Consider the following 11,646-nt stretch of genomic DNA (forward strand, 5'->3'; position numbering starts at 1 on the left):
GCGTCGACGTGACGCGCATCGCGAACCCGGGCGACCGTACCGCGCCCGGGTGACACGGGGCCACCTCAGAGATAGGAAGTGTCGTTGACCAGGCGCACCGAAGCGCCACCGTCGGGATAGAACTCGGCGATACACAGCGACGCCAGGTCCAGATGCAACCGGTAGAGCAGCGACGGGCCGACCCCGAGCGCCAGCTGCAGCAAGGTCTTGATGGGGGTGACATGACTGACCACGACGACGTTCTCACCGGGATACAGCGCCACCAGGTCGCGGCGTACACCCTCGATCCGTTCGCGCACCTGGTCGAAGCTCTCGCCACCGGGCGCGGGGATCGACGGGTCGCCCAGCCAGTCGGCGTGCAGCGCCGGATCGCGCTGTGCCGCTTCGGCGAAGGTGAGTCCTTCCCACTGGCCGAAATCGGTTTCGATGAGGCCGTCGAGAATGCGCAGGGGCACATCGAGTGCGGTGGCGGCGGCCTCGGCGGTGGAACAGGCCCGCTGCAGCGGTGAGCTCACGACGGCGGCGATATCGCCTTTGGCGGCAAGCATTTTCGCGGCGCGATCGGCCTGTTCGCGGCCGAGGTCGGTGAGGGGCGGGTTGCCGCGGCCGGAGTAGCGGCGTTGCACCGACAGCTCGGTTTGGCCGTGGCGCAGCAGGAGCAGGCGGGTGGGGCGGCCGATGGCGCCGGTCCAGCCCGGGGAATAGGTGGAAACTTTTTGGGCGGCAGGCGATTCCGTCTTGTCCGCGCCACCGACGACGATCTGCTCACCTGTCGGCGTGACAGCCACCTGCTCGCCCGTCGGCGTGACAGCGGCCTTGTCGCCGGCCGGGGTCACGGTTACGCCCGAAGTAGTCGATGCTTCGTCGTCGGCGACGACGCTCGGCTCCACCTCGGCTGCGGCTCGATCATCTGCCGCGCCGAGGGCGACCTGATCTCCCGGCGTGTAGCCCGCGGCGAGAGACTCGCGAACGGTGCCGACGAGGGCGCCGTCGTCCATCGCCTCGTTCGCCAGCCGGTCGGCGTGGGAGTTCTCGGCGCGCGGGATCCAAGTGAAGCTCACGCGCTCGAAACCGGCGACCAGCCGACGTGCCTGTTCGGCGAGCGGAATCATGGAGGCGTGCTTGATCTTCCAGCGGCCCGACATCTGTTCGACGACGAGCTTGGAGTCCATGCGTACCGTCACCACCCGCGCACCGAGTTCGGTCGCGGCTTCCAGACCCGCGATCAGACCACGGTATTCGGCCACATTGTTCGTGGTGACGCCGACATATTCCTTGCGTTCGGCCAGCACGCGCACATGGTCGTCGGCGAAGACCACCGCGCCGTAGCCGGCCGGGCCGGGATTGCCGCGTGAGCCGCCGTCGGCTTCGACGATCACCTCACGCACGCCAACCGGCCCAGCGCTCACAGTCCGGATTCCTTGGTGCGCACCATGATCGCGCCGCATTCGGGGCAGCGGACCACCGCGTCGGGTGCGGCCTTGGCGATGCGCTGCATCTCACCGCGGTCGATCTCGATGCGGCACGCACCGCAGCGGCGGGCCTGCAGCAGGGCGGCACCGACACCGTGGGCGGCGCGCTGCTTGTCGTAGACGGCGAGCAGTTCGCCGGGGAACAGGCCGATCAGGGCGGCGCGGTCGTTCTCGCACCGTTGCTGGGCGACCTCCAGGTCGGCCATCGCCTCGTCGCGCAGGCGTTCGGCGTCGGCCAGGTCCTGGTCGGCCTTGCTGAGCCGGGCACCGGCGTGGTCGTGGTCGGCGGCCATCGCCTCACGCTGCTCCATCACGGTCAGCAGTTCGTCCTCGAGGACGGCGCGACGGCGTTCCAGGCTGCCCAATTCGTGCTGGAGTTCGGAGAGCTGTTTGGCGGCGACGGAGCCCGAGGTGAGCATGGCGCGGTCGCGGTCCTCACGCTTGCGCACCGCCTCGACCTCACCCTCGAGTTTGCGGATGTCACGATCCAGGTCGTCGATGCCGATCTCGACCGCGACCGCGGCGTCCTTGTAGCCGTTGCGTTCGGCCGCCAGCCGCGCGACCTCCTGCTGTTCGGGCAGCGCGGTGCGCCGGTGCGCGATCCGCGTCAGCTCGGCATCGACAGCGGCGAGCTGCAACAGCTTGGACTGGACCGACGGTTCGACATTCAACGGGCACGAACTCCTGAACACGGTGGACGGATGGATCGATCAACCGTACCGCGCCGCACGAGGCGAACACGCCATGACCCGGATCCGCGACCGAACGGATCGAACGTCATCTACTTCGGTCTCGCCCTGACCCCGCTGATGATCGGCATCGCGTGGATGACGATCCACGCGTCGGCGTTCGCGTTCCTGACCTGTGTCATCTCCGCGCCGGTGATCCTTCCGCTCGCGTTGTTCGCGGAGCAGGCGGTTTTTGTGAAGGACGAGCGATACCGCGAGGCCGAGCCGGCGCCGGACGGGAGCCGGTTGACCGTGCAGGCGCACCCGGATTTCGTGGGCGCAGCGGGTGCGGTGACTCAGCCGGTGACCGTCCACGGATCGGTGCGAAGGGTCGACACGCGGGTGGTGAGGGCGGGCAGCGCACGGGTGACGACGGATTCTGCCTGGGCACACCACGGGAATTCGGTGGCCCAGTGGGCGGCGTCGATGAGGGCGGGGCCGCCACGGCGGAGGTGTTCGTCGACGGGGTGGTGGCGCAGGTCGGAGGTGAGGTAGGCGTCGACACCCGCGCGGATGGCGGCGTCGAGGTAGGAGTCGCCCGCACCGCCGCAGACGGCCACCCGCTTGATCGTCCGGTCGGGGTCGCCCGCGGCCCGCACACCCCAGACAGTGCGCGGTAGACCGTTGCCCACGCGGGCGGTGAACTCGCGCAGTGTCTCGGGTTCGGCGAGTTCGCCGATGCGGCCGATGCCGAGGGACGACGGCAGGGGTGCGCGTTCGGTGACGTGGTAGGCCGGTTCCTCGTAGGGGTGGGCGGCGCGCAGGGCGGCCAGGACCGCGGTGCGCGCGGACGGCGCCGCGACCACCTCGACCGCGTCCTCGGTGACGGTCTCGACGGTTCCGACGGCGCCGATGGCCGGGTTCGCGCCGTCGACCGGCAGGAACTGGCCGGTGCCGGATGTGTACCAGGCCGCCTCGCGGTAGTCGCCGATCGCGCCCGCGCCGGCCGCGAACAGTGCCGACATCAAGGCGGCGGTGTGCGTCTGCGGCACCTGAATGACCCACTTGTCCATCGGGGCAACCGGTTTGGGGTCGAGCGGGCCCGTGACGGTGAGGCCGACTGCGGCGGCGAGCGCGTCGGAGACACCGGGGTCGGCGGAATCGGCATTGGTGTGCGCGGAGAACAGGGCGCAGTCCGAGCGGATCAGCCGGTGCAGCAGGGCGCCTTTCGGTGTTTTCGCCGCCACGGTGTCGACGCCGCGCAACAGCAGCGGGTGGTGTACGACCAAAGCCTGTGCGCCCCAAGCGATCGCCTCGTCGACGACGGCAGCGGTGGCGTCTACGGCGAACAGCACCTTCGAAACCTCTTGCGCCGGATCACCACACACCAGACCGACCGAATCCCACGATTCGGCCAGTTTCGGTGGGTACGCCGCGTCGAGCACCCCGATCAGTTCGGCCAGGTCGGTCACCGCTGCCTCCTTCGCTCCGCTGAGACCTGCGCCGTCGTGGGCAGGTTCGACACTCGTTCGCCTTGATCGCATATGGCCCCGCGAGGAATCGACATCACCACAGCGCGGCCCGCAACCCGTCGATCAGCCGATCCACCTCGGCGCGGCCGCGCACGGCGACGCGCAAATAGTCGGGGCCGAGACCCGGGAAGGTGTCGGCTCGGCGGACGGCGATGCCACGGTCGGCGAGATGCTTGCGGACCAGTGCGCCGTCCGTGACGCGCAGGAGCAGGAACGGGCCGGTGGCCGGGGTGTGCACGTCGATGCCGAGCGCGGTGAGACGGTCGATCATGGCGTCGCGGTCGGCGGCGATGCGCTGGGCGAGGTGCTGGGATTCGGCGACGGCGGCGGGTTCGGCGGTGGCGCGGATCGCCTCGAGCTGCAGGGTGCCGAGCGGCCAGTGCGGACGACCCTGGGTCAACCGGGCCAGCACCTCGGGAGCACCGAGTACATATCCGCAGCGCAGCCCGGCCAACGCCCACGTCTTCGTGAGACTGCGCAACACCAGGACGTCCGGTGCGCTCAGCCCGGCCAGCGACTCGCGTTCGCCACTGATGCCCTTCGGACGTACCGCACCGGGAACAGCGTCGGCATCCGCACTCGGGGGCGCAGCGTCACCGGCATCCACACGGTGGGCCGCAGCGTCACCGGCCTCTACAGGCTGGGTCGCGGCGCCACCGGCCTCGGGTCGTGCAGTCGACGAACCCGCCGACGCTCGGAGGTAGAAGACCGCGTCGGCGAAGGCTTCGTCTACGACGACGATGCGGCCCGGGCGGCGTAGCGCCTGGATGGTTTCGGCGGGGTGCAGGATCGAGGTGGGGTTGGTGGGGTTGCCGAGGACGACCAGGTCGGCTTCTTCCGGTACCCGGGTGGGGTCGAGGGTGTACGGGCGTTCGAGGACGACGCGGGCCACCGGGACGCCTGCCTCACGCAACGCCAGTTCCGGTTCGGTGAAGGACGGGTGGATGACGGCGGCGAGGCGGGGGCGCAGGCGGGGCAGCATCGCGAAGCCTTCGGCGGCGCCTGCCAGCAACAGGACTTCGTCGGGGGTGCGGCCGTGGCGGGCGGCGACGGCCGTGCGGGCGGCGAGTTCCTCGCCTGCGTCGGGGTAGCGGCCGAGGTCGGTGAGGCGTGCGGTGAGGCGGGCGCGCAGCCAGGCGGGTGGGGCGGTGCCCTGGACGTTCACCGCGAAATCGAGCATGCCCGGGCGCGCTTCCACGTCGCCGTGGTGGCGCAGCATCGCGGGGTCGACCGAGTCCTCGAACACAACTGAACACCCTACGTGGCGCCGCCGCGGCCCTACCGGCGACAATGGGTGCCGTGGGAGAGCTGCACGTGACCTTCGTCTGCACAGGGAACATCTGCCGGTCGCCGATGGCGGCGAAGATGTTCGAAGCGCATCTGTACCGTGCCGGTCTGGCGAACCGGGTGCGGGTGAGCAGCGCGGGCACCGGATCGTGGCACGTCGGTGACCCGGCCGACCCGCGTACCGCCGCCACCTTGCGCCGCGCCGGTTACGCCGCCGAACACATCGCCGCCACCTTCGGCGACGAGCATCGCGACGCCGACCTGATCGTCGTGCTCGACACCAGCCACGACCGGGAACTCGCCCACCGAGGCGTCCCCACCGAACAGCGCAGGCTGCTGCGCAGCTTCGACCCCGCCGCCGACGGTGTCGACGTGCCCGACCCGTACTACGGCGACCAGACCGACTTCGACCTGGTCCGCGACCAGATCGAGGCCGCTGTCCCCGGCCTGCTCGACTGGGTGTGGGCCGAGCTCGAGGCCCGCGACCCGGCCGCCGCGCGACGCTGATGCGCAAACTCACCTTTCTGCTGCGGCCGAGCTGGCTGATTCTCGCGCTCGTCGTCGTCGCGTTCGCCTACCTGTGTTTCACGATTCTCGCGCCGTGGCAGCTGAACAAGAACAGCAGCACCGAGCACCGCAATCAGCTGATCGCCGACTCGGTGCAGGCCGATCCGGTGGCTGTTACCGACATCCTCGCCGGTGATCCCGGTACTCATACCGAGTGGCGGAAGGTGATCGCCACTGGCACCTTCCTGCCGGATTCGACGGTGCTCGTCCGGTTGCGCCACCTCGACGGTGCGCCGGGGTACGCGGTTCTCGCCGCCTTCCGGCTCGATGACGGTCGTACTCTGCTCGTCGACCGTGGTCTGGTCGCGGCTGTCGACGGGACGCGGCCGCCTGCGATTGCCGAGCCGCCAGGCGGGGCGCAGCGGATCGAGGCGCGAGTGCGGGCTTCCGAAGGGGTTGTTCCCGATAAGGTGCCGAGCACGCAGGACGGGTTCCGGCAGGTGTACACGGTCGATACGACTCAGGAATCCACCGTTCTCGGTATCCCGCTGACGCCGATTCCTACCGGTACCGACAAGGGCGGTTATCTTCAGCTTGCCGAGGGGCAGCCGGGGGCGTTCACGCCTGTTCCCCTCCCCCAACTGGATGCGGGTCCCTACCTCTCCTACGGCCTTCAATGGCTGGCCTTCGGTGTGATGGCTCCGCTCGGGCTCGGGTATTTCGTGTTCGCCGAAATGCGGGCTCGCCGTCGTGAGCGTGGCGAGGTCGGAGCCGAGGTGACCGATCAGCCTGCTTCGACTTCCGAGGAGACCACAACGGAAGCACGTCTCGCTGATCGGTACGGCCGCACTCGCTGACGCTCACCTACGCAGCAATGCCAGCGCGGCGCTGACTGCTACGGCTCCGATCTGTACTGCTTCCGACATGCGGACGGCTCTGCGGAGATCTTCGGTTTCGGGGGCGCGCCCGGTCCCCAGTGTCGGGCGTAGTTCCGCTCCGTAGCGGTACTGGGTGCGGCCTCCGAGTCGGACGCCGAGTGCGCCTGCCATCGATGCCTCGACAACACCGGCGTTGGGGCTCGGGTGCTTGCGCGCGTCCTGGCGCCAGGCTTGCCAGGCCTGGCCGGGGGTTCCGCCGACGAGCGGCGCCAGCACCACCGTGAGCAGTCCGGTCACCCGCGCGGGGACGAGATTCGCCACATCGTCGGTGCGGGCGGCTGCCCAGCCGAAACGCAGGTAGCGCTCGTTGCGGTAGCCGATCATCGCGTCGAGCGTGTTCACCGCTCGATATCCGAGCAACCCGGGTACTCCGGCCACAGCACCCCACAGCAGCGGTGCGACGGTGGCGTCGGAGGTGTTCTCGGCGATGGATTCCAGTGCGGCGCGGGCCAATCCGTCGGCGTCGAGGACCGAGGGGTCGCGTCCGCACAGTGAGGGCAGCAGTTCGCGGGCGGCGTCGATATCGCCTGCGTCGAGCCGGTCGGCCATGTCGCGGCCGGCCCGGGCCAGGCTGCGGCCGCCCAGAACGGTCCAGGTGGCGAGGGTTGTCGCGAGGAGGCCACCGCGCGCGGCTACGGCAGCGAACGCGAGGACCGAGCCGACCGCCACGGTCTCGTGCAGGATTCCGGCGCGGTGGGCGTCGGCGTAAGTTTGCTGTTCCAATGCCGCTGCCGCCGTGCCGAATCCGGCCACCGGATGCCAGCGGCGTGGGTCGGCGAATACCCGGTCGAGTGCGAAACCGAACAGCAGTCCCGCGGCGGTCGAAATCCCCTTGTGCACGGGGCGAGGTTAACCGGTGGGGCAGCGATGTCACACCGGATGCGTCTGCTTCGTCGTCTCCATGACAGCATCCTGGGCGACCCGCCCACTCTCGACCGAACGGCTGGCACGATGACCGACACCGCGAACCTCGACCGCGCGGAACTGGCGCGACGCTTCGAGGAACACCGCGCCTACCTGCGCAGGCTCGCCTACAGCACCCTCGGCAGCTTGGCCGACGCCGAGGACGTGGTGCAGGAGGCGTGGCTGCGGCTGCAGCGGCAGCACGAGGCAGGCAAGGCGGACGAGATCGACAATCTGCGCGCCTGGCTCACCACCGTGACGGGCAGGCTCGCCCTCGACCAGCTCGGGTCCGCGCGGGCCCGGCGCGAACAGTACGTCGGCGAGTGGTTGCCGGAACCGGAGGTCAGCACCATGGACGATCCAGCCGACCGCATCACCCAGGACGAACGGGTCACCACCGCACTGCTGGTCGTGCTCGAATCCCTCTCCCCCGCCGAACGCACGGCCTTCGTGCTCCAGGACGTGTTCGGGATGTCGGGTCCTGAGGTCGCCGAGGTGGTCGGGCGGACCCCGGCCGCGGTGCGTCAGCTGGCCTCGCGTGCCCGTAAGCACGTGGAGAGCGGCACGCCGCGATTCCCGGCGTCGCCCGCCGAACAGGAGAAGGTGGTTTCGGCGTTCGCCCTGGCCTGGCGCTCGGGTGACCTGAGTTCGCTGCTCGGCGTGCTGGACGAGAAGGTGGTGCTCACCGCCGACGGTGGCGGCAAGGTGCCCGCGATCCGCCAGCCGGTGCGCGGTGCCGAACTCATCGCCAAGATGCTGCTCGGCTGGTACCACGCACCGTCGGCGACCGATGCCTGGGGCCGTGCGGTGCTGGTCAACGGTGCACCGGGGCTGGTGGTGTTCGACGGCACCCACATCGGCGTCTTCTCGTTCGTCGTCGACGACGGCCGCATCGTCGCCATCAACGTGGTCCGCAACCCCGACAAGCTGCGCGACCTGCCGACCGAGGGCGCACCCGACTGGTACATGGGCCGCGCCGAGGACTAGCCGTACATGTGACATGTCGAGCCTTTACCTTCCCGGCTATCGGGAAGGTCTCTGTGCCCCCTCCGGCCGGTCCGGTTCAGTAATGGAACGTGTCGCACGGTGTGACCCGTCGGACAGGGTAGGGAGTCGATGGTGGGTTCGGAACGAATCGTGGTGGTGACCGGCGCGAGTCGCGGTGCGGGCAAAGGCATCGCGCTCGCGCTGGGGGAAACCGGGGCGACGGTCTACGTCACCGGGCGAACGCGGAACGAAGGCGATTCCCCACTGCCGGGCACGGTGTTCGCGACCGCCGAGGAGATCACCCGCCGCGGCGGCCACGGCGTGCCCGTCGTGCTCGACCATCGCGACGATGCCCAGGTCGAGTCGTTCTTCGCACGTCTTCGCGACGAGCACGGACGGCTCGACATCCTGGTCAACAACGCTCTCGCGGTACCCGACGGCCTCACCGAAAAGGGGCCGTTCTGGGAAAAGCCGCTCACCTTGCTCGACCTGCTGGATGTGGGTATGCGCTCGAGCTACGTCGCCACCTACTACGCCGCACCGCTGCTGGTGGCCAATGGCGCGGGGTTGGTCGTGAACACGTCGTCGTTCGGCGGCACCTGCTATATGCACGGGCCCGCATACGGTGCGGGCAAGGCGGCGGTGGACAAAATGGCGCACGACATGGCCGTCGACTTCCGTCCGTGGAACGTGGCGGTCGTCTCGATCTGGATGGGTCTGCTCGCGACCGAGCGCACGCTGGCCGCGTTCGCCGCGAATCCGGGCGCCTACGACGGACTTGCCGCGACCGCCGAATCGCCGGAATTCACCGGTCGTGTCATCGATGCCCTCGCGCGCGATCCCGAGTTGATGGACCGTACCGGCCAGGTGCTCATCGGCGCCGAGATCGCGCGGGAACTCGGCGTCGAGGACACCCGAGGGCAGCAGCCACCTTCGCACCGGCCATTCCTCGGTAACCCTCCGGTGTTCTCCGACGCGGTCGTCGACTGACCTCGCAAACCCGACCATTCGCTCATCACTCCACACCCGGGCAGGAAACGATGGATCTCGCACAACGCATCGACACCCTCGAACAGATCGAAGCGATCAAACAACTCAAACACCGGTACTGGCGAGCCTGTGACAACAAGGACCCGAAGACGATGCGGGACTGCTTCATCCGGTCCGGCGCCGACCTGGACTACGGCCGAATCGGCACCTTCGACGACGCAGGGCCGCTGGTCGACATCTTCACCCGCATCGCGTTGCACAAGGTCGACGGCAAACACGTCGTCCTCGACATGCATCACGGCATCCACCCCGACATCACGCTCACCGGGGAACGCACCGCGACAGGCCGGTGGACCCTGCGATTCCGCCAGGTCAATCTGATCGACAACACCGAGTTCGTCTCGACCGGCGACTACGACGACGACTACGTGATCGAGGACGGCCGCTGGAAGATGTCGCGCAGTCATTTCACGGAGCGCTGGTCGATCACCCGCCCGCTCCTGGCGGACTCGGTCATCGCCGAGGGAATCTTCGCGGAGCCCTAGACCCCGAGCGAATACCCGTGCGCTGCGGCCACTTCCGCCGACAGCAGCTTCCCGTCGACCGCCGTGAGCCCCGCCGACAACCCCGGATCAGCGGTGCACGCCCCACGCCAGCCGTTGTCGGCGATGGCCAGCGCATACGGCAGGGTGGCGTTCGTGAGCGCCACGGTGGAGGTGTGCGGGACCGCGCCCGGCATGTTCGCGACACAGTAGAACAGCGAATTCCCTACGGGAAAGGTGGGATTCGCGTGCGTCGTCGGCCGGGTCGACTCGAAGCAACCACCCTGGTCGACGGCGATGTCGACGAGTACCGACCCCGGCCGCATCCGCGCGACCAGCTCGTCGGACACCAGCTTCGGCGCCTTCGCCCCGGGCACGAGCACCGACCCGATCACCAGATCGGCGGCGAGCACGGCCTTTTCGATCTCGAGGGCGTGCGAGGCCAGGGTGCCGACCCGCCCGGCGAACCGGGCGTCGAGTTCCCGCAACCGGGCCAGATTCGTATCGAGCACGCTCACCCGCGCACCCATCCCCACCGCGACGCTCGCCGCGTTGGTGCCCGCCACGCCACCGCCGAGCACCACCACGTCGGCGGGCCGAACCCCGGGCACACCGCCGAGCAGCACGCCCTCCCCGCCCATCGGCGCCATCAGGTGATAGGCACCGACCTGGGCGCTGAGCTTGCCCGCCACCTCGCTCATCGGCGCGAGCAACGGCAACGAACCGTCGGCCGCCCGGACCGTCTCGTAGGCGATGGCGGTGATCCCCGACGACAGGATCGCGTCGGTACAGTCCTTCGACGCGGCCAGATGCAGATACGTGAACAGCACCTGCTCGCGCCGCATCAGCGAATACTCCTGCGCGATGGGTTCTTTCACCTTCAACACCAGGTCGGATTCGGCCCACACCTGGTCGGCGTCGACCGCGATCCGCGCACCGGCGGCCCGGTAGTCGTCGTCGGCGAAGCCCGAGCCGACACCCGCACCCGCCTGCACGAGCACCTCGTGCCCGTGGGCGGCGAGCTCCGCGGCACCGGCCGGAGTCAGCGCGACCCGGAATTCTTGCGGTTTTACCTCGGCCGGAACACCGGAAGTTACGCCCGTTGCCGTCATTCACCCAGACTAGATCCTGTTTCGGCGGGCCGCAGTCGAATCCGTCGCGTGTCCGGATCCCTACCTCGCAGGCGCTGCGACCGCCGGGCGGCGGCCCACCGCGCCTGGCGCCGGAGCCCAGCGCGATAATCGCCGCATGATCATCAAGGTGAGCGGGTTCGCGCCCGAGATCGACGAGTCAGCATGGATCGCGCCGAATGCGACCGTGATCGGACGGGTGCGCCTGGGCGCCGAGGTCGGCGTCTGGTACTCGGCGGTACTGCGCGGGGACCTCGAACAGATCACCGTCGGCGCCCGCACCAACATCCAGGACGGGTGCGTGCTGCACGCCGACCCCGGCTTCCCGCTCACCGTCGGTTCCGGTGTGTCGGTGGGGCACAACGCGATTCTGCACGGGTGCACCATCGGCGACGACGTGCTCGTCGGCATGGGCGCCACCGTGCTCAACGGCGCGGTGATCGGGGCGGGCACCCTGATCGCGGCCAACGCGCTCATCCCCGAGGGCGCCCAGATTCCGCCCGGCTCGCTGGTTGCCGGGGTGCCGGGAAAGGTGCGTCGCGAGCTCACCGAGGCACAGCAGGACGGCATCAAGCTCAACGCCGCTGTGTACCTACACAATCTCGCCAACCACCGGGACGCCGAAGTGTTGTGACGCATCACACTGAGCAAATGACCAGTAGGGAAACCTGATAACATTTGCCCTGCGTA

At 69.1% G+C, this 11,646-nt stretch carries 12 protein-coding genes; 6 read left to right on the plus strand and 6 right to left on the minus strand.

Annotation, left to right across the window (positions count from 1 at the left end; all coding sequences use genetic code 11):
- Positions 1 to 65 precede the first annotated feature (65 nt).
- From NCO8_RS23015 to NCO8_RS23030, 4 genes are all read right to left on the minus strand, one after another.
- Complete coding sequence (locus NCO8_RS23015; RefSeq protein ID WP_157105065.1) at positions 66 to 1,388, minus strand: bifunctional RNase H/acid phosphatase; 1,323 nt, start codon at positions 1,386 to 1,388, stop codon at positions 66 to 68.
- A 17-nt stretch (positions 1,389 to 1,405) separates the two neighbouring features.
- Positions 1,406 to 2,143: a zinc ribbon domain-containing protein gene (locus NCO8_RS23020; RefSeq protein ID WP_067642208.1), complete on the minus strand. Its 738-nt coding sequence runs from the start codon at positions 2,141 to 2,143 to the stop codon at positions 1,406 to 1,408.
- 353 nt (positions 2,144 to 2,496) lie between these two features.
- Positions 2,497 to 3,612, minus strand: a complete 1,116-nt coding sequence (locus NCO8_RS23025) for a Nif3-like dinuclear metal center hexameric protein (protein ID WP_067642209.1) — start codon at positions 3,610 to 3,612, stop codon at positions 2,497 to 2,499.
- A gap of 94 nt (positions 3,613 to 3,706) precedes the next feature.
- Positions 3,707 to 4,891, minus strand: a complete 1,185-nt coding sequence (locus NCO8_RS23030) for a pyridoxal phosphate-dependent aminotransferase (RefSeq protein WP_067642375.1) — start codon at positions 4,889 to 4,891, stop codon at positions 3,707 to 3,709.
- 71 nt (positions 4,892 to 4,962) lie between these two features.
- Between NCO8_RS23030 and NCO8_RS23035 the strand changes: the two genes are divergently transcribed.
- Both NCO8_RS23035 and NCO8_RS23040 read left to right on the plus strand, forming a co-directional pair.
- Positions 4,963 to 5,466, plus strand: coding sequence for a low molecular weight protein-tyrosine-phosphatase (locus tag NCO8_RS23035; RefSeq protein ID WP_067642210.1), 504 nt, complete (start codon positions 4,963 to 4,965; stop codon positions 5,464 to 5,466).
- Positions 5,466 to 6,323, plus strand: a complete 858-nt coding sequence (locus tag NCO8_RS23040) for an SURF1 family cytochrome oxidase biogenesis protein (protein WP_067642211.1) — start codon at positions 5,466 to 5,468, stop codon at positions 6,321 to 6,323. Before NCO8_RS23035 ends, NCO8_RS23040 begins: the two co-directional genes overlap by 1 nt.
- 3 nt (positions 6,324 to 6,326) lie before the next feature.
- Here NCO8_RS23040 and NCO8_RS23045 read toward each other — a convergent pair whose 3' ends face one another.
- Positions 6,327 to 7,244: a cobalamin biosynthesis protein gene (locus NCO8_RS23045; RefSeq protein WP_067642212.1), complete on the minus strand. Its 918-nt coding sequence runs from the start codon at positions 7,242 to 7,244 to the stop codon at positions 6,327 to 6,329.
- 111 nt (positions 7,245 to 7,355) lie between these two features.
- Here NCO8_RS23045 and sigJ point away from each other — a divergent pair, with 111 nt between their 5' ends.
- The 3 genes from sigJ to NCO8_RS23060 all read left to right on the plus strand — a co-directional run bounded on the left by sigJ (position 7,356) and on the right by NCO8_RS23060 (position 9,829).
- On the plus strand, positions 7,356 to 8,294 hold the full coding sequence (gene sigJ / locus NCO8_RS23050; RefSeq protein ID WP_067487275.1) for an RNA polymerase sigma factor SigJ: 939 nt from the start codon (positions 7,356 to 7,358) through the stop codon (positions 8,292 to 8,294).
- 129 nt (positions 8,295 to 8,423) lie between these two features.
- Positions 8,424 to 9,284 carry an SDR family NAD(P)-dependent oxidoreductase gene (locus tag NCO8_RS23055; RefSeq protein ID WP_067642213.1) on the plus strand — a complete coding sequence of 287 codons (861 nt, stop codon included), beginning with the start codon at positions 8,424 to 8,426 and terminating at the stop codon, positions 9,282 to 9,284.
- A 50-nt stretch (positions 9,285 to 9,334) separates the two neighbouring features.
- Positions 9,335 to 9,829 (plus strand): nuclear transport factor 2 family protein, encoded by a 495-nt coding sequence (locus tag NCO8_RS23060; protein WP_067642214.1) that lies wholly within the window; start codon positions 9,335 to 9,337, stop codon positions 9,827 to 9,829.
- On the opposite strand, the gene ald is transcribed toward NCO8_RS23060, so the two are convergent.
- Entirely contained in the window at positions 9,826 to 10,938 is a 1,113-nt protein-coding gene (gene ald / locus NCO8_RS23065; RefSeq protein ID WP_067642215.1) for an alanine dehydrogenase, read from the minus strand. The genes NCO8_RS23060 and ald overlap by 4 nt on opposite strands.
- A 136-nt stretch (positions 10,939 to 11,074) precedes the next feature.
- On the opposite strand from ald, the gene NCO8_RS23070 reads away from it, so the two are divergent.
- Positions 11,075 to 11,590 carry a gamma carbonic anhydrase family protein gene (locus NCO8_RS23070; protein ID WP_067642216.1) on the plus strand — a complete coding sequence of 172 codons (516 nt, stop codon included), beginning with the start codon at positions 11,075 to 11,077 and terminating at the stop codon, positions 11,588 to 11,590.
- Positions 11,591 to 11,646 lie beyond the last annotated feature (56 nt).

Origin of the sequence: Nocardia coubleae NBRC 108252 (genome assembly GCF_001612805.1) — a bacterium.
GTDB classification, from domain to species: Bacteria; Actinomycetota; Actinomycetes; order Mycobacteriales; family Mycobacteriaceae; genus Nocardia; species Nocardia coubleae.